This window comes from Mesorhizobium sp. CA5 (genome assembly GCF_020165105.1).
Lineage (GTDB): Bacteria > Pseudomonadota > Alphaproteobacteria > Rhizobiales > Rhizobiaceae > Mesorhizobium.
This window is the reverse complement of the sequence record NZ_JAIUHJ010000005.1, coordinates 277,893-296,097: the sequence shown is the minus strand read 5'-3', so window position 1 is coordinate 296,097 and position 18,205 is coordinate 277,893. Positions and strand designations below refer to the sequence as shown.

The 18,205-nt window shown below is 63.8% G+C and carries 15 protein-coding genes and 1 pseudogene; 10 read left to right on the top strand and 6 right to left on the bottom strand.

Annotated elements, in window-relative coordinates; all coding sequences use genetic code 11:
* Positions 1–206: 206 nt before the first annotated feature.
* Entirely contained in the window at positions 207–1,307 is a 1,101-nt protein-coding gene (locus LB529_RS09545; protein WP_224710923.1) for a hypothetical protein, read from the bottom strand.
* Positions 1,308–1,496: 189 nt separating this feature from the next.
* Between LB529_RS09545 and LB529_RS09540 the strand changes: the two genes are divergently transcribed.
* The 5 genes and pseudogenes from LB529_RS09540 to LB529_RS09520 all read left to right on the top strand — a co-directional run bounded on the left by LB529_RS09540 (position 1,497) and on the right by LB529_RS09520 (position 4,180).
* Positions 1,497–1,931: a DsrE family protein gene (locus LB529_RS09540; RefSeq protein ID WP_224710922.1), complete on the top strand. Its 435-nt coding sequence runs from the start codon at positions 1,497–1,499 to the stop codon at positions 1,929–1,931.
* 81 nt (positions 1,932–2,012) lie between these two features.
* Positions 2,013–2,786, top strand: coding sequence for an SDR family NAD(P)-dependent oxidoreductase (locus LB529_RS09535; RefSeq protein WP_224710921.1), 774 nt, complete (start codon positions 2,013–2,015; stop codon positions 2,784–2,786).
* Between the two features lie 51 nt (positions 2,787–2,837).
* Positions 2,838–3,149, top strand: coding sequence for a putative quinol monooxygenase (locus LB529_RS09530; protein ID WP_224710920.1), 312 nt, complete (start codon positions 2,838–2,840; stop codon positions 3,147–3,149).
* 1 nt (position 3,150) lies between these two features.
* Positions 3,151–3,276: pseudogene (locus tag LB529_RS09525) on the top strand (AbrB family transcriptional regulator); the annotation flags it as partial.
* 151 nt (positions 3,277–3,427) lie between these two features.
* A complete protein-coding gene (locus LB529_RS09520; RefSeq protein WP_224710929.1) occupies positions 3,428–4,180 on the top strand; it encodes an SDR family NAD(P)-dependent oxidoreductase in 753 nt (250 codons plus the stop codon).
* A 35-nt stretch (positions 4,181–4,215) separates the two neighbouring features.
* On the opposite strand, the gene LB529_RS09515 is transcribed toward LB529_RS09520, so the two are convergent.
* Positions 4,216–5,103, bottom strand: coding sequence for a LysR family transcriptional regulator (locus tag LB529_RS09515; RefSeq protein ID WP_224710919.1), 888 nt, complete (start codon positions 5,101–5,103; stop codon positions 4,216–4,218).
* Between the two features lie 144 nt (positions 5,104–5,247).
* Between LB529_RS09515 and LB529_RS09510 the strand changes: the two genes are divergently transcribed.
* From LB529_RS09510 to LB529_RS09500, 3 genes are all read left to right on the top strand, one after another.
* Complete coding sequence (locus tag LB529_RS09510; protein ID WP_224710918.1) at positions 5,248–6,783, top strand: MFS transporter; 1,536 nt, start codon at positions 5,248–5,250, stop codon at positions 6,781–6,783.
* A gap of 110 nt (positions 6,784–6,893) precedes the next feature.
* The gene (locus tag LB529_RS09505) at positions 6,894–9,005 is read left to right on the top strand and encodes a TonB-dependent siderophore receptor (protein ID WP_224710917.1); all 2,112 of its coding nucleotides are present in this window, start codon (positions 6,894–6,896) and stop codon (positions 9,003–9,005) included.
* Positions 9,005–10,222, top strand: coding sequence for an MFS transporter (locus LB529_RS09500; protein WP_224710916.1), 1,218 nt, complete (start codon positions 9,005–9,007; stop codon positions 10,220–10,222). The genes LB529_RS09505 and LB529_RS09500 overlap by 1 nt, the downstream gene beginning before the upstream one ends.
* Positions 10,223–10,231: 9 nt before the next feature.
* Here LB529_RS09500 and LB529_RS09495 read toward each other — a convergent pair whose 3' ends face one another.
* The 4 genes from LB529_RS09495 to LB529_RS09480 all read right to left on the bottom strand — a co-directional run bounded on the left by LB529_RS09495 (position 10,232) and on the right by LB529_RS09480 (position 13,876).
* On the bottom strand, positions 10,232–11,365 hold the full coding sequence (locus LB529_RS09495; RefSeq protein ID WP_224710915.1) for a siderophore-interacting protein: 1,134 nt from the start codon (positions 11,363–11,365) through the stop codon (positions 10,232–10,234).
* Between the two features lie 92 nt (positions 11,366–11,457).
* Positions 11,458–11,772 (bottom strand): nuclear transport factor 2 family protein, encoded by a 315-nt coding sequence (locus LB529_RS09490; RefSeq protein ID WP_224710914.1) that lies wholly within the window; start codon positions 11,770–11,772, stop codon positions 11,458–11,460.
* A gap of 156 nt (positions 11,773–11,928) precedes the next feature.
* On the bottom strand, positions 11,929–12,705 hold the full coding sequence (locus LB529_RS09485) for an esterase family protein (protein WP_224710913.1): 777 nt from the start codon (positions 12,703–12,705) through the stop codon (positions 11,929–11,931).
* Between the two features lie 4 nt (positions 12,706–12,709).
* A complete protein-coding gene (locus LB529_RS09480) occupies positions 12,710–13,876 on the bottom strand; it encodes an ATP-grasp domain-containing protein (RefSeq protein ID WP_224710912.1) in 1,167 nt (388 codons plus the stop codon).
* 439 nt (positions 13,877–14,315) lie between these two features.
* Here LB529_RS09480 and leuA point away from each other — a divergent pair, with 439 nt between their 5' ends.
* Together leuA and LB529_RS09470 are read left to right on the top strand one after the other, a co-directional pair.
* On the top strand, positions 14,316–16,046 hold the full coding sequence (gene leuA / locus LB529_RS09475) for a 2-isopropylmalate synthase (RefSeq protein WP_224524488.1): 1,731 nt from the start codon (positions 14,316–14,318) through the stop codon (positions 16,044–16,046).
* Positions 16,047–16,372: 326 nt separating this feature from the next.
* The gene (locus LB529_RS09470) at positions 16,373–18,154 is read left to right on the top strand and encodes a tetratricopeptide repeat protein (protein WP_224604234.1); all 1,782 of its coding nucleotides are present in this window, start codon (positions 16,373–16,375) and stop codon (positions 18,152–18,154) included.
* The last annotated feature ends 51 nt before the right edge of the window (positions 18,155–18,205 follow it).

Genomic DNA, 18,205 nt, shown 5'->3' with positions numbered 1-18,205 from the left:
AAGGAAGCTCCTGGTCGTCCTCAACGCTATCATTCGCGACAAAACCGCATTCGCGTGAACACAGTTGCCATGCCGTTGCCTTCGCCAAGGCGTGCAACGGAGCAATATTCTGCAGCGAGGCGGCGCTTCCAAGTCACGGCGTGGATTCTATGGTCTGCGCCGCGTCGCTTCGCTCCTTGCTCCGCCATAGAATGACGAAGCGCTGGTTACGGAGCACAGGCCGACTGCGGCATCGGCTGCAGCCGATAGACCTTGTCGTCGGACCTGGTCTTGCCGCTCGCCGCCTTCGAGCAGAGATCGAGGACCGCCACTGCATTGTTGGGATTTGCGACCATCATCGTGCCGTTGACGCCGCGCTTGAGGAAGATCTCCTTCTGCGAGACGTCGCAGGAAAAATCGCTCATCTTCGCGCTGGCCGAACAGCGCCACTGGTCGGCCTCGCCCTGGCAGGAATAGGTCTGCGTGACCTTTTTCCCCTTCTGCCTCGTCGTCACCGATACGGCGATATCCGCCCCATCCGGCCAGTTCGCGGCATCGCCGCCGGCGGCGAACGAGGCAAGCTCTATCGGTCCGCGGAAAACGCGGATCGATTGCGTCAGTTGGTTGGGATGTGACTTCAGGTGCGCATCGTCGTAGTCACGCCCGAAACAGAAGGGCTGATCGGGCTTCAGCCGCACGCGCAGCGGATCCCCAAGCGCCGGATCGATCGGGTCGATGCGCGCGAACTCCGCTTTGCACGTCTCGGCCGGCATCGGGTCCAGCTTGAAATTGTCGTCATCGCTGCCCAGCGCCTGCTTGTTGTACTCGGCCTTGCCGAGATCCTCCTCGGCGCCGGCGTCGAGATACACATCAGGCTGTACGTTGGAGAGGAGTAGCCGGCCGTTGTCGTCGACTTTCAGCGAGGCGAGCGTGCGGTCGCATTCCATGCCGCAGCGGATGCCGCTTGCGGTGTCGCCCGGGTCCTCCTTGTTGCACCAGCCAGCCGCCCAGTCCGGCTTCTTGGCGCCGCGCACCGTGGTGGTGAGAAAGCCGTTATAAGCGGCGTCCGACATCGTGCTCGGCTCCTCGTTCGGTCGGCTGACCGGGTCATGGCCGTAGAAGAAGAAGATGCGCGCCACCTTCTGGCGCGGATGCGCCTTGAGATGGGCGGCGTCGTAGACACGGCCGAAGCAGGCGTCGGCGCCAGTCGGGCTGAGCTCGGGAAGCTTGGGCGGTTGTTCGGCGCGTGCTACGCCGGCAAAAGCGACAAGGGCGGCGCAAAGCACCGCGCCCGCCATGGCCCTCCCCACAACGATCCTCGATGCCATATGATCCTCCTCCCGCCACAGGACTGGCTTCATGCTAGAGCAATTCCAGGAAAAGTGTGAGCAGTTTTCCGTTCGGAATTGCGTAAAAACAAGGAGATAGGGCGTTTCGCCGTTTCCGTGAAACGCAGTAATCTAGGAGCGCCCGGACCATGCAAAATTGAGCGAACGGGCAAGGCAAGGGAGGACAGGATGCTGCGCCGTGACATTTTTCGTGCCGGTCTCGCGGGCGCCGCGGGCCTGTTCGGCCTGAGCCGTGCAAATGCGGCAACGCCTGAGGGAAGGCTGAAAGTCGCCTATCACCTCAGCGACGCCGACAAGGTCAACTTCGTCCTCGGCAACATCAAGAACCACTATGAAGGCACCGGCGGCAATGTCGACATCGTGCTCGTGGTGCACGGTCCGGCTCTGACCGCCTTCAAGGCCAAGGGCGCTTCCGGCGCTGTTTCCAGTCGCTTCGCCGGCCTTGTCCAGCAGGGACTTGTCCCGCAAGCCTGCGGCAACACCTTGTACGGCATGGATATCACGCTGACCGACCTGCTGGCGGGCTTCGAGCTTGCCGACAAGGGCGGCGTCGTGAGGCTCGCCGAACTGCAGCATCAGGGCTATGTCTATCTCAGGCCCTGAATGCGCCCGCACTGAACGCCAACACTTGAAGGCCGGGCCGGCAATGGCCTACGAAGGATGGCAACCCGGAGACCAGCCGACATGACGACACTTGCCATCCCCGATCTTGCCGGCAAGGCGGTGCTGGTCACCGGCGCTTCGACCGGGATCGGCGCGGCACTTGCCCGTGCCTATGCGGCGCAGAAATGCCGCGTCGCGCTGCATTTCAATGCAAGCCGCGCTCCCGCCGAAACCGTGGCCGGATCCATCCGCGACGATGGCGGCGAGGTGTTTCTGGTCCAGGGCGACTTCTCGAAACCTGCCGACGTCGAGCGTGTGGTCGAAGAGAGCGCAAACCATTTCGGCCGGCTCGACGGCCTGGTCAACAATGCCGGCGGCATGCTTGGCCGCGTCGCCTATGCCGACCAGGACGAGGCGCATTACGACGCCGTGATGGACCTCAATGCGCGCTCTGTCCTGACCGCTTCGCGCAAGGCGATCCCCTGGCTGAAGCGCCAGGGCGGCTTCATCATCAACACCACCTCGATCGCCGCCCGCAACGGCGCCGGCGGCGGCGCCGGCCTCTACGGATCGTCCAAGGCCTTCGTTTCCAACGTGACGCGCGGCATGGCCAAGGAGCTGATCGGCTTCGGCATCCGCGTCAACGCCGTGGCGCCCGGTACGATCTTGACGCCCTTCCACGAACGCTATTCGAATGCCGAGCAGATCAAGGCGATGGTCGCAACCATTCCGCAAGGACGCGCCGGAACGCCGGAGGATTGCGTCGGAGCTTATCTGTTCCTGTCGTCCGATCTGTTGAGCGGTTACATCATCGGCCAGGTGATCGAGGTCAATGGTGGCCAGTTGATGCCGTGAGCGGTCGACTGCATACTCGATGCAGCGCACAACCTGGAGGAGATCAAGGGCATGTACGGACTGATCGGCAAGATGCGGGCGGCGCGCGGCCAGCGCGATGCGGTCATGGACGTGCTGCGCGAAAGCACCGGCGCTCTCCCCGGCTGCCTGAGCTACATCATCGCCACCGATCCAGCCGACGCCGACGCCATCTGGGTCACCGAAGTGTGGACCGACCAGGCGAGCCATAAGGCATCGCTGCAGCTGCCGGAAGTCCAAGCGGCGATCACCAGGGCGCGTCCCTTCATCGCCGGCTTCGAATTCCAGATCGAGACCCATCCCGTTGGCGGCTTCGGCCTTCCTGCGCCAGAAAAGGCTGGGTGACATCGCCGCCGCGGCGCAGAACGTCGACATCTCTTTCGTCATGGCCTTGCAGACGGCGCGCTTCCTGGTCGTGCTGCTGATTGTGCCAAGCGTAGCCAGGCTGGTGGCGCGAAACGTCGGGGCTTGATCCGGGGTATCCAATGCCAAAGGAATTCCAGGAAAAGTGCTCGGCGGTTTTCCGTTCGGAATTGCGTAAAATCAGAAAGTTGGAGCAAGTCAGCAATCCATCAGGATGCTGAATTGCTCGACGAGCAAGGGAATTGCCAATGAACCGCCGTTTGAACGCCGTCGATCTTTCCGGCCGCGTCGCCGTGGTGACCGGCGGCGCGCAAGGCATCGGCCTTGCGGTCGCCCGGCGCCTGTTGTCGTCGGGCGCCGGCGTTGCCATCTGGGACGTCGACCAGGCCGCAATGACCCGGGCTGTCGCCGAGCTCAATTCGCTCGGCCGCGTTGAAGCCATTCTCTGCGACCAGTCCCAGATCGAGGCCGTCGATCGCGCCGCCGCCGCGACTGAGCGCACGCTTGGCCCCGTCGATCTCCTGGTCAACAATGCCGGCATTGCCGGGCCGGCGGCGACCGTGGTGGACTACGACCCCGCCGCCTGGCGTCAGATCGTCGATATCGACCTCAACGGCGTCTTCTACTGCTGCCGGCGCCTGGTGCCCGGCATGGTCGCGCGCAATTACGGCCGCATCGTCAACATCTCCTCGGTGGCCGGCAAGGAAGGCAATCCGAATGCCGCCGCCTATTCGGCCGCCAAGGCCGGCGTGCTGGCGCTGACCAAGTCGCTCGGCAAGGAGCTCGCGGGACACGACATCGCCGTCAACGCGCTGACCCCCTCGCCCGCCCGCACCAGAATTCTCGAGCAGCTCTCGGAAGCGCAGGTCGCCTATATGCTCGGCAAAGTGCCGCGGGGCCGCTTCGTCGAGGTGGAAGAGGCCGCCGCGATGATCGTCTTCATGCTGTCGGACGAGAACTCTTTCACCACCGGCGCGACTTTCGATCTCTCCGGCGGCCGCGCGACCTACTGACCAGCCCCGCGGAGCTTCGTATGGATTGCCGGGGCCTATCGTCCCGCCGCAAGCCTTTCGGGAAGGAAATCGACGAAGACCCGGACCTTCGGCGAAAGATGGCGATTGGACGGCCACAGCATGCGGAATTGGCCGCGGCCGTCGACATGGTCGTCGAGCACGGCGCGCAGCCTGCCGTCATGCAGCGCCTCCCGCACCAGGAAGTCGGGCATGCAGGCGATGCCGAGACCGGCAATCGTAGCGCCCTTCAATGCCTCCATGTTGTTGCAGGTCAGCATCGAACGGATCTGCGGCTCGGCGCTCCCGGTGATGAACGGCCAGTTGAGCAGCCTGCCGCTGTTGAGAAAGCGGAAGTGTATCCCGAAATGTGCCGCTAGATCCGCCGGCGTGCCGGGCGTGCCATGGCGATCGAGATAGGAGCCGGCCGCGCATAAGATCATGCGAAAGGGCGCGACCGGCCTCGACACCAATCGCGAATCGGGCAGCTCGCCGCTGCGGATCGCGACATCGATACCCTCGTCGATGACGTCGACAATGCGATCGTTGAAATCGATGTCGAGCTCGATCTCGGGATAGCGGGCCATGAACTCCGACAGCACCGGCAAAAGCAGATGATAGGTGACGATCGGCGTCGAGATACGTAGCCGGCCATGCGGCGTCTCGCGTGTCCGCGACAGCATTGCCTCCGCGTCTTCTATGTCGTCGAGGATGCGGCGCACCCGCTCGTTGAACAGCTTGCCCTCCTCGGTCAGACCTATGCGCCGCGTGCTGCGCTGCAGGAGACGCACGCCGAGTTCCTGCTCGAGCCGGGCGACGCTCTTGCCGACGGCGGAGGCGGAAATGCCGAGCGCTTGTCCGGCGGCGACGAAACTGCCGAGCTCGGCGGTGCGGGCGAAAGCCAGAAGGCCGTTGAGACGATCCATGGTGAACCTATTCGAGCGTTTTGTTCCGAGATGAACGGAGATTTAATACTATTTTGCTGGAAACGTCGCCGCCCTATCTTGTCGTTGCGATCGGCTGTGCCAGTCAGGACATGCCGGCAAATCCCGCCTCGGATAGGAAAATCCATGACTTTGATGACCAGAACCGGCCCGGCCGGCAGATGGCTCGTGCTGCTGTCGGTTTGCCTCGCAGCCATGACGATGCCGTTGAGCTTCACCGGTCCCGCCGTGGCGCTGTCCCGCATTGCCGCCGATCTCGGCGGCAGTCCGATCGAGCTCAATTGGGTGACCAATGCCTTCATGCTGACCTTCGGCGCCGGCCTGATGGCGGCCGGAGCGCTGGCTGACAATCATGGCCGCAAGCGGATTTTTCTCGCCGGCCTCGCCGCCTATTCCCTAGCCGCGCTGGGCTGTATGCTGGCGCCAGGCATCGTCTGGTTCGATTTCTTCAGGGCTCTGCAAGGCGTTGGCGGCGCTGCCGCCTTCGCCGGCGGCGCCTCTGCGCTTGCCCAGGAATTCGACGGGCAATCGCGTTTGCGCGCCTTCAGCTTCCTTGGCACCAGCTTCGGCATCGGCCTTGCCTTCGGCCCTGTTGCCTCCGGCCTGCTCATCGACGCGTTCGGCTGGCGCGCGATCTTTCTTCTGGTGGCGGTGCTTGGCGTTGCCGCCGCCGCGCTCGGCCTGCGCACCGTCGCCGAATCGCGCGACCCGGACGCAACCGGGCTCGACTGGGCGGGAGCCGCCACCTTCACCATCGCGCTTGCCGCGCTGACCTGCGGCGTGCTGCAGGCGCCCCAGAGCGGTTGGGCCAATCCCCTCGTTATCGCCCTTCTCGGCGTTGCAGCCATCTTCTTTGCCGCCTTCGTCATTGTCGAGCGGCGCGTGCGCCGGCCGATGCTGGACCTGACGCTGTTTCGCTTCCCGCGTTTCGTCGGCGTGCAGTTCCTGGCCGCCGCACCTGCCTATGCCTTCGTCGTCCTGCTCGTGCTCTTGCCGATCCGCTTCATCGGCATTGAGGGGATGAGCGAGATCAAGGCTGGGCAATTGATGATCTGCCTGTCCGGGCCGCTGTTGATCTTGCCGCTGCTGGCCGGCCAGGCGGCACGCCGGATCGCCCCGGCCACCATCTGCGGTGTGGGCCTCCTCGCTGCCGCGGCCGGCCTGGTCTGGCTCAGTTGCGTGCCCGTGGCGGACAACGCGCTGCTGCTCCCGCTGGTCTTGGTCGGCATCGGCATCGCCTTGCCCTGGGGGCTGATGGACGGACTTGCCGTCAGCGTCGTGCCAAAGGAGCGCGCCGGCATGGCGGTCGGCATATTCAACACCACCCGCGTCGCCAGCGAGGGCGTGGCCCTGGCTATCGTCATGGCGGCCTTGTCCGGTTTCACGGCCACGCAGCTTGGCGCTCAAGGATTGGCCTCGCCTGCCGAAGCGGCCGCGGCGGCACAGCTACTGGCAACGGGCAATATCAGCGAAACGGTGCAACATCTGCACTTGGCCGACGCCAGTGCCCTGGTCCAAGCCTATGAGACGGCTTTCGACCGGCTGCTCATCGTGCTGGCGACGATCACCGTGCTCACCGCCGTCGTCGTCTTCTTCGGCTTGCGTTGCGGATCGCCGTCGCAACAAGACGTCGCGCCTGTCCCGGCCTGCCTGGAAGGCTGACGCCATGTGACGCCGTCAAGTCCGGCGAGGTATCAAAAAAATACTTGACTCTATTACTCATATTTGAGAGCGCGGAGGCGCAACCAAACATGAGGATTGGAGACAAGTTAATGACGAAGCGGTCGAGGACGTGGCGCCGGGGATTATCATTGCTGGCGGGCAGCGCCATCCTCGGCCATGCCTGGCCGACAATTGCCCAGGAAGGCGGCGACGCCACCGTTCTCGACAGGATCGAGGTGACCGCCGAGAGCAACGAGATCCTGAAGCAGGACGGCTACGTCGCGAAGAAGGACCGCATCGGCACCAAGACCGACACGCCTATCGCCAGGATCCCGCAGGCGGTCTCGGTCGTCACGCAGAAGCAGATCGAGGACCAGAAGCCGCGTACACTGAACGACGCGCTGGGCTACACGGCCAGCGCCAATCCAAACAGCTTCGGTTTCGACACGCGCTATGACGCCTTCTTCCTGCGAGGCTTCCAGGCCTTCTACAACGGCATGTTCCGCGACGGGCTGCGCCAGTACAACGGCCCTTCCGCCTGGTTCAAGACAGAACCTTACGGCATCGAGGGCGTCACCATCCTGAAGGGACCGGCCTCCTCGCTTTACGGCGTCAGCGGTCCGGGCGGCATCGTCAATGTCGTCACCAAACGCCCCAAGGACGAGCCGTTCCATGAGATCGAGTTGCTGGCCGGCGAGCACAACCGCTTCCAGGCGGCGCTCGATGCTTCCGGGCCGGTCAATCACGACGACAGCATCCTCTATCGCTTCACCAGCCTCGGCCGTCTGAGCGAGACCGGCCTGCCCGACTATCCCGACGATAAACTCTATCTGGCGCCGGCCGTCACTTTCAAGCCGGACGAGGACACCAAGCTCACCATCCTCGGCGAATATTCGAAGTCCGTCACCGGCGGCACCGCGGCCTTCTACAACTCCGCCTATGGCGTGCTGTCGAACGTCTATGAAGGCGATCCGTCCTGGAATGATTTCACCCAAGATCAGGGGCGCATCGGCTACGAGTTCGAGCACCGCTTCAACGACTGGCTGACCGTGCGCCAGAATCTGCGCTACAACGCCGTCGACTCGGATATCGAATATAGCGGCCATTACTCGATCGGCGCCGATCAGCCGCTTGAGCGCTACTGGGGCCACTACACCGAGACGATGAAGAACTTCGTCGTCGACAACATGGCGCAGCTCGAATTCGACACGGGTCCGGTGCGGCACACCGTGATTGCCGGCATCGACTATGCCTGGTCGGACTATGACGCCGGCAGCGGGCTCTCCTATGTCTCGGTCGAGGATATCAAGGCCGCCCCCGTCCCCCATTCCGGCGGGCAGGAGATGAACCAGCTCGGCGTCTACCTGCACGACCAGATGGAGTGGAACGATTTTACCCTGTTCACCAGCGGCCGCTACGACTGGGTCGACACCACCTCCACCGCGGCGGATTTCAGCCAGTCGAAGCAGAAGGACAGCGCCTTCTCCGGCCGCGTCGGCCTGTCCTACCGGACCGAATGGGGCATCATCCCTTACGTCAACTACTCGACCTCGTTCTCTCCTAACATCGGCTTCGTCTATGACGACGTCTCGAGTTCCGTCAGCCGCGTCGCCCGCCCGACCATCGCCACGCAGAAGGAGATCGGCGTCAAATACGAGATCCCCGACCACAACGCGACCGTCAGCGCCGCGCTGTTCGACATCGACCAGAAGGACGGCGTCGTCTTCGACGCCTCCACCGGCACCAACAAGCAGCGCCAGCTCGACCTCAACTCGCGCGGCGTCGAGCTGGAAGCCAATGCCTCGCTCGATAATGGCTTCAGCCTCATCGCCTCCTACACCTATCTGCGCGTGAAGATCGAACGCGGCGCCGAAGGCACCGACGGCAAGGAACTGTCGGCGACGCCGAACCACGTCCTGTCGCTCTGGGGCCATTACCAGTTCGAGAACGGCACGCTTGAAGGGCTTGGACTCGGCGCTGGCGTGCGTTTCGCCGGCGCGAGCTACGGCGACGACACCAATACTTTCAAGAACGACGCGCGCGCCTTCGTCGATGCCTCGCTGTCCTACGATTTCGGCTATCGCAACCCGAAGCTCGAAGGCGTGAAGCTGCAGATCAACGCCAAGAACCTGTTCGACAACCAGCAGACAATTTGCTCGGCCGGCTATTGCTACCGCGACGAGGGCCGCTCGCTGTTCGGCAGCCTGCGCTATCGCTTCTGATGTCGGTCTCCGTCTCGAACCGGGCCGCCTCGTCGCCGGCCGCCATCGTCGCTGCGATCGGCGGCCTCTATGTGGCGCAAAGCGTGATCGGCGGCATCACCTGGACGGGTCTCCCGGCCGTGATGCGCGAACAGGGCCTGCCGCTCGACCGCATCGGCCTGCTCACCCTGATCGCCATGCCATGGGCGCTGAAGTTCCTGTGGTCGCCGGCGGTGGAGCGCTACCGGCTTCCGCCAGCGGGCAGGAACCGCACCGGCGCGATCGTCCTCATCGGCGGCCTCATCTCCATCGCCGGACTGCTGGCCATCGCCCAGTTCGGTCCCGCCGCCTTCTGGCCGGTCGTCGCCTGCCTGACGGTGGTCGCCTTTGCCGCCTCGACGGTCGACATCGCCTGCGATGGCTTTGCGGTGCAGAACCTTGCCGGCAAAAATCTCGGCTGGGGCAATGCCGCCCAGGTCGGCGGCGCCTATTTCGGCTCGGCGATCGGCGCCGGTCTTTTCCTCTATCTGGTCGAAATCCACGGCTGGCGCGCGGCGGTGTCGGCGATGGCCTCGCTGCTGGTGCTGCTCGGCCTGCCCTTCCTGCTCGGCATCGCCGGCCGATCGCGCGAGGAAGTGCGCCAACACGTGCCCGCGCTCGGCACGGCGCTGCGGCGCCCGCAGATACGCCGCGGTCTGGCGGCGTCGGCGATCTACGTTCTGGCGCAGAAGGCGGCGCTGACCATGCTCGGCCCGTTTCTGGTCGATGCCGGGCTCAGCCTTTCCACGATCGGCCTGGTCAACGGTGTCGGCAGCATGATTCTCGGCGGCGCGGCCGCCCTTGCCGGCGGCGCTCTTGTCCGATGGCTGGGCACGCGCAGCGTGCTTGTGCTCGCGCTTATGCTGCAGGCCGGATCGCTGTTCATCCTCGCGGCCTTCGCGCTTTCCGGCGTTTTCCCGGCAGGCCCGCTGGCGGCCGTCGCGACGCTGAGTTCCTCGGGCATCATGGCGCTCGGCTTCGTGGCGCTCTATGCGCAGTTCATGCGCTGGTCGGATCCGAGGCAGGCAGGGGTCGATTTCACGCTTTTCCAGTGCATGGATGCCTTGGTCAGCATGGCGGGCGGCATCCTGGCCGGCTATGCAGCGCAGCATCTGGGCTATGGCGCACTGTTCGGCGGCGCGGGCCTCGTCGCGCTGCTGGCGGTGCCGGCCATCGCCATGGTCACCGATCGCAACTAAAAGATTGAACTATTCCTCGCCGGCACCGTCTCCGCCCGACGCGCCGCGGCGCCAATAGGCGGTGACAAGATGCCGGTTGCGCGACAGGGCCCATTCCTTGCGCACGATCCGGCGGATGTCGCGGAAGTCGGCGAACTCGCATCCGGCCCAGACAAAGAGATCGTCGGCCCCGCGGCCGCGCTCGCGCAGCGCTTCCGGCAGCAGGCCGGCCCGGCCTGCTTCGCGGCCATGCCGATAAAGCCAATGGACAGCGATGTTCTCGCCCGCCGCCAGCGTCACCCGGTCTTGCGGACCGTCAACCTCGATGAAGGCCTCGGAACGGACGGACGGCGCAAGCTCTTCCAGCATCCGGCCGATCGCCGGAAGCGCGGTATCGTCGCCCAGAAGAAGCAGGTTTGATGCCTCGGGCACATCGCCGCCGCCGGGGCCAATCATGCCGATGATGTCCCCGGCCCTCGCATTCTGCGCGAAACTCGCAGCCGGCGTCTCGGCGCCGGGATGCAGCACGAAGTCGATGTCGAGCCAACCCTCGGCCACGTCCAGCGCGCGGATCGTATAGACGCGGATGGTGAGCGCATCCTCGCCCGACGGCCAGACGATCAGGCCGTCCGCGCCCATGGTCGGCCAAACCGCCTGCCGTCCGGCCGGCGGCAGCAGAAGCCGAACATGAAATCCGCCATGGGCGAAGCGTCCGAGGTCGCGGCCGCAGAAGCGCACGCGTTGCATATGCGGCGACAACCGCCTCGAGGACAGGACCGATATCTCGCGGAAGAATATCGGCGTGCCGGCATCCTTGCCGTCTCCTTGCCAGCGCAGGCCTTCGGTGGTGCTGAGATGCGCGGCGATGTGGCCGGAGAAGATCATCTTCATGTAGGAGAGGCAGGTCTCGTCCTCCGCCGCGACACGGACCAGCACGCCGCGGTCGTCGAATGAGGCATTCAACGTGCCGTAATGCATGCGGAATTCCCATTGGCCGGCAACGCCGGTGTCGCTTTCATAATCGCCGTGCTCGGCGCGCAGCCTGTCCATCACCGCGCGGATGTCGTCGTTTTGGATACGGGTTTGCGCGCTCAAGAGCTTCATCGCCGGGCCTTCCGATATCGACGAGATCGGCCGAGGCCCGATATCGCCGAGCGCCGGCATGCCACAGCGCCGGCGGCATTGCCACAAAAACATGATTACAATGATCATATTTTTGGACGATGCCGCACGAAGGTCGGCGACGCATCCGTTCTTCAGCTGATGACCAGGCTCGCGATCCGGTCGCCGTTGAGCGTGAAGGCCATGTCGCCCTCGCCGTTGAAGCCGTTGCCGGTCACGGCGACGCGGGCATGGTAGACGCCGTCGCGCTCCGCGATGCGAACGATGCGAAGGTTGGACTGCACGCCGATATTGTCCGACTGGTTCCACCGCGCGACGCCATCGCGGCCACTGAAATCGCGACCCCAGTCGCTGAGGAAAGCATCGTCTGTGAATGTGGCCAGAAAGGCTTCGGTATCGGCGGCGTTGGTCGCTTCGACAAAGCGACGGATCGGATCGGGTGTGGTCATTGGTCTGTACATTTGAGGTGTGTTGAGATTCAGGTCAGGCCGAGACGAAAATGGTGGCTTCCGAGAACCGGAGCGGAGCGTACTTCATGTACGTGAGCACCGGAAGCGCAGGAAACCGCCATTTGCAGGCCGGCCTCACCTGAATATCAACGCACCTCAGTCCAACCTGTGCATGAGGTCGTCATCCAGCCAACGGCCGAAGAAATAGACGAGCTGCTTATGCCACCACGGCCAGTCATGGCTGACGTCGCCACCCCAATAGTCGACCCAGGCCGGGATCGATTTGTCGCGCAGCATCTGTTCCAGCTCGCGCGTTTCGACCAGCATGCGCTCTTCCCAGGCGCCCTGGCCGCAACAGAAGATCAGCCTGAGCGCCCTGAGCCGCCCGAGCAGCTTCTGGTCGACGATGCCGGGCAGATAGTCGAGCGGCGAATTGAAATAGATGTTGCCTTCAAGCACCCGGCCGAAAAAGTCGCGCGCCGAATAGACGCCGGACAGCGAGATCACCCCGCTCGCCAGCTCCGGGAAGCGGAACACGAAATTGGATGAGTGATAGCCGCCCATCGAGCAGCCGCAAAACAGCGGCTTCAAAACGCGGCCACCGTTGGACTTGGCGGCAACCGCCTGCAATTCCGGCAGCGCTTCTTCGCGCACATAGCGGAAATAGGCTTCGTGGCGGGCGATGCGTTGCGCCGGGTCGGCACGCTTGTCGAAGAAGGATTCCGAATCTACGCCGTCGAGCGTGAAGAGCTGGATGCGGCCGGTGTCGATGAAGTCGGCAAGCGCGCCGACCCCGCCCGAATCCTCGAGCTGGTAGAACCGCCCTTGCGAGGTCGGGAACACCACCACCGGCCGCCCGGCATGGCCGTAGCGCTTGTATTCCATGTCCCGGCCGAGATTGCGGGCATGGCCCTTGTGATAGGAGACGTCCATCGGCTCACGCCTTTTCCGCGTGGATGTAGTCGACCGCCTGGCGCAGCGCCTTCGGATCCTTCGAACGCATCTGGTAGGCGTAATCGCCCATGGCGCGGCTGAAGACCTCTTCGATGGCCTGATGATGGACGATCTTGTCGCCGTGGGCGGCTAGCACGTCCGCATGGCTGTGCAAATAGTCGATGTGGCGTTTGCGGCTGGCATAGGCGGTGAAATACTTGCCCTTGTAAGGGCCGCCGGCGGCATCCTTGACCACCATGTCGGCCCAGGCGGCATAGACGTCGATGTCGAATGTGTAGTTGATGGCGTCCGTCATCCAGGCGCCGGGCGGCCGCATGTTGACCTCGAGCGCGATGACGCGCTTGTCGCTGGTTTCGAACAGCTCGATATGGAAGAAGCGCTCGCGTACGTCGAACGCCTTGAGGATCTTGCGGCCCGCCTCCTCGACTTCCGGGCTGATCTCGGGAAAGCAGGTGTAGCTCATGTGGCGGTCGCGGTTGACCGCCTCCATGATGCTCTGGTCGTAACGGTGGCTGGCCGCCAGCACCACCTCGCCATCGCGGTTGACTAGCCCGTCGAAGGTCACCACCAGCCCTTCTATGAACTGCTCCATGACGAAGGTGACACCCTCCGGCTTGTCCTTGAAGAACTGGTCGAGCTCCTTGGCGTTGGAGATCTTGAAGGTGTTCGAGGCGCCGGAGCCCGAATCCGGCTTGACCACCACCGGAAAGCCGACGCGGCGGATGAAGGTCATGGCGCCGGCGCGGTCGGAGCATTTGCGCTGCGGGATGGTCTCCACGCCGCTCTTGCGGAAGAAAGCGCGCATACGGCTTTTCCGCTTCAAATTCTTCACGAAGTCGAGCTTGGTGCCGTAGATATTGAAATCGGTGCGGATGTTGGCTTCGAGTTCGAGCCAATGCTCGTTGAGCGACTCGAAGCGATCGATGCGGCCCCATTGGTGGATGAAGTGCCCCATCGCCCGCAAAACGGCGTCGTAATCTTCCATGTCGGCGATGCGGTAATATTCCGAAAGCGCCGCCTTGAGCTTGGCGTTCAAGGTTTCGTAAGGCGCATCGCCGATGCCGAGCACGGTGGCGCCCGCCTTTTTCAGCCGGTCGCAAAAATCGGTGCCGTTGGCCGGGAAATGCGGCGAGAAGAACACGAAATTCATGGACGAACCCCTCCCGGAGCTTCGCTCGGTGCCAAGCCTTCGAAACCAAGTCTGGCGCATTTGCGAGGCGCGGGGAAGACTGTCCGCACCGGCGGCGATATTAGGCAAGGGCGTTCATTCATGCGTCCCGCTTGCCTCCGACGGGCCGCTCCTGTAAGAGAGCCGGCATGACCACGCGCGTCCGCTCCGTCGCCTCCTCTCGCACCGGCTTTGCCGGCGAGACCGCGCGCGCGCTCGCCTCGACCCTGCTTCTTCTCGGCCTTATCGGCGATCGCCGGGTTCGCTGAAGGAGCGCCCGGCGGTCGAAACCGCCGCTCAAGGCGCATGCTCCTTGGCCAGACTTTGGCAAAGTCACATCAAGCGAACGAATTTTTGGTAGAGGCGACGCTCGCCACCCATCCGCCTGAAGCGGGCATGCGGGCCGCCGGGAGAAACGACGATGAACGCACGAGAAGAAATCCGCGCCGGCGAGGCTGAAGCCGGGAAGCGCGCGGCCGGCCACATGCCGGATGCGGCACGCAAATACCAATCCTACCCGACGGTCGGCCTGACCGACCGCACCTGGCCGAACAAGACCATCGACAAGGCGCCGATCTGGTGCTCGGTCGACCTGCGCGACGGCAACCAGGCGCTGATCGACCCGATGGGTCATGAGCGCAAGGCGCGCATGTTCGCGCTGCTCCTCGACATGGGCTTCAAGGAAATCGAAATCGGCTTCCCCTCGGCTTCGCAGACGGATTTCGACTTTGCCCGCTGGTGCATCGAGGAAGGCGGCGTCCCCGCCGACGTCTCACTCCAGGTGCTGGTGCAGTGCCGGCCCGAGTTGATCACGCGGACCTTCGAGGCGCTCAAGGGCGCGCACCGCCCGATCGTGCATTTCTACAATTCAACCAGCGAGCTGCAGCGTCGCGTCGTCTTCGAAAAGGATGTCGCCGGCATCAAGCGCATCGCCACCGACGCCGCCAAGATGATCACCGACATGGCCGCCAAGGCCGGCGGCGGCTACCGCTTCGAGTATTCGCCGGAGAGCTTCACCGGCACCGAGCTCGAAGTCGCGCTGGAGATCTGCAACGCCGTCACCGAGATCGTGAAGCCGACAGCCGACAACAAGCTGATCATCAACCTGCCGTCGACGGTCGAGATGTCGACGCCCAACGTCTATGCCGACCGCATCGAATGGATGTGCCGCAATCTCGACGCCAGAGAGAATCTGATCGTCTCGCTGCATCCGCACAACGACCGCGGCACCGGCATCGCCACCACCGAGCTCGGCCTGATGGCTGGCGCCGACCGCGTCGAAGGCACGCTGTTCGGCAATGGCGAACGCACCGGCAATGTCGATATCGTCACGCTGGCGCTCAACATGTTCACCCAGGGCGTCGATCCGGAGCTCGACTGCTCCGACATAAACCGGATGAAGGACGTCTACGAATATTCGAACCAGCTGAAGATCCCGGAACGTCACCCTTATGTCGGCGAGCTGGTCTACACGGCTTTCTCCGGCTCGCACCAGGACGCCATCAACAAGGGCATGAAAGCTCTGAAGAAGGCCAACACCCCAATCTGGGAAGTGCCCTATCTGCCGATTGATCCGGCCGATGTCGGCCGCACCTACGAGGCGATCATCCGCATCAACTCGCAGTCCGGCAAAGGCGGCATCGCATACGTGCTGCAGGCAGATTACGGCCTCAACTTGCCGCGCAATCTGCAGATCGAGTTCAGCCAGGCGATCCAGGCGATCACCGATGCGGAAGGCAAGGAAGTGCCAGCCAGGCGCATCCACGAACGCTTCCTCGAAACCTATGTCGACCAGCCCGGCGCGCGGCTGAAGTTCCTCGACCATCGCACCTATCCGGACACCGAGGTGAAGGGCCGGCGCATGGTCGAAGCGGATATTCTCGACAATGGCAAGGAAGTGACCATCACCGGCTCGGGCACCGGCCCGATCGACGGCTTTGTCGATGCGCTCTCGCGCCATGTCGGCGTCGACATGTCGGTGCTCGACTATTCCGAGCATTCCCTGCAGCGCGGCTCCAACGCCTCGGCGATCTCCTATGTCGAGATGGAGTATCCGGGCGGCAAGCTGTTCGGCGCCGGCATCAACACCAACATCGTCGCCGCCTCGCTGGAGGCCGTCGTTTCGGCGGCCAACCGGATCATCGGCGGCTAGAGCAAATTCCAGGAAAAGTGTGAGGCGGTTAGGCTCGGCGGTTTCGCCGTAGCCTTCCGTCCGGAATTGCGGTCAAACAAAAAATTGAGCGGTTCACCGTTTCGTGAAACGGTGAACCGCTCTAGCCGGATGATCTGATTCAGCGATGGAGCTGGCGCATTCCAGCTTGCGCCACGCTGCAGACGCGGACGCGAATCTGCCATTCGTTAACCGCCGGAGGAATTTCCGGTGGCTTACGCGATCACATAATAGAAGCATCCTTGTGCGCCGGCGCGAGCGCTATATTATCGCTCCCTAACCTGTGCCGACTTCGAAAGGTTCGACACTTGGAGCATGCCCCGCCTGCCGCCCCCGCAGTGCGCGAGACATTGGAGCGACTGCTTGCCAGCGAAACGTTCGGACGATCCGAGCGTGCCCGCAGGCTATTACGCTATCTGGTCGAACGCGAGCAGGCCGGCGAGGCGGACAGGCTGAAAGGCGTTTCAATCGCCATGGACGTCTTCGGCAAGGACGGCGATTTCGACGCCTCCACCGATGCCGTGGTCAGGGTTCAGGCCGGTCGTCTGCGCGAACTTCTGGAGCAGTATTTCGCCAATGAAGGTGTCGCCGAGCCGGTGCGCATCGCAATCCCGCGCGGCGGTTATGTCCCGTCCTACGAGCCGAATGCGATCCGCCTGCCTGGCGACGCCAGGTCCGCCTCCAAAACCGTCGCGCAGCGGCCCGACGCTTCGGCCGAAGCCGCTCCAGCCGAACATCTCGACGCCTCTGCACCCGGCGAACCCGTAGCGCTGATGGCGCCCGCAGCACCCGCCCAGTCGCTCACGCGGCAATTGCGGTTCTTCTGGGCTGCCATGGCTTTGGTCATTGTCATGCTCGGCGTGCTCATCGTGCGTCAAGGCAATGCCTTCCTCAACGGCGGCGACACTGCCGCGACAGTCGAGACGGCGCGCCTGGCCGGCACCGCCCAGTCCGGATTCGAATCCCTGCCGCTGATCTACATCGCCGTCAAAGCCGATGGAGCGGAGGCGGCTCGCGTCGCGTCGTCGCTGCGCGCCGGGCTTGCGGGTTTTGACACCATCGATTTCATCGGGCGCGATGCGGATTCGACGCGTGATCGGTCCGCCGATCCGATCAGTTTCGTTTTCGAAATTGTTCCCGGGCCCGCTGCCGGCGACGTCACGGTGGAGTTGCAGAGCGTCGGGACCGGGCGGGTTCTCCTGTCGCGCAACCTTACATCAGCCGAGAGCGCCCCTGGCGCGGTTGAAGGCAACGTCGCCAGCCTTCTCACCTCGACGGTTCCCGCTTCGGGCGCGATCTACAGCTACATCGACCAGAGCGACATCCGGACCAGCCAGATCGGATGCCTGGTGCTCGACGACCGCTATTATCTCGACATGAGCGCCCAGACGCACGAAATTGCGTATCGCTGCCTGGAGAAGCTGGTCGGCGAGGGCACCAAATCGTCGCTTGTCTACGCGGAGCTGGCCGCGCTTCATGTGGAAGCCGTCACCGCGCACTATGCCTATCCGCCGGAAGCGACGCTCGAAAAGGCCATGTCGCTTGCCCACCGGGCCGTCCAGATGGGGCCGATGAGCCCGCACGCGCATCGCGCCTTTGGCTACGTCAACTCGCGTCTCGGCAACACGGACGAAGCGATCCGATTGATGCGAAAGGCTTACGAACTCAACCCGTACGACCTCGGCATGGCCGCCGCCTATGGCTACGGGCTGATCTTCGCCGGCAAATATGATGAGGGGACGCCGATCCTGGACCACGCGGTCGAAGCCTTCAGCGGCCATCCAACCTGGTGGGATTATGGCCTTTTCGTCGGAGCCTTCATGCAGGGCGATATGAAAAAGGCCGCGCTCGCCAGCGAGTCGCTGCGCACGACGGCATCAAAGTCGCATTACCTGGCCGCGCGCCTGATCGGCGCCAGGATTTCGGGACGCGACAAGCTGGCGGGTGAGCTTGCCAACGAGCTCACCGCGCAATTCCCGAAGTTCGCCGCCGACCCGCGCGCGACATTCGTCGATCGCAAATACCCCCCGGATCTCACGGATCGGCTGGTTCAATCCTTGCGGGCCGCCGGGATCGGCAACCCGAGCTAATCCAACTCTCCATACTCATTTGGGCCACACGAATGCCGGAGCACCAAAGTA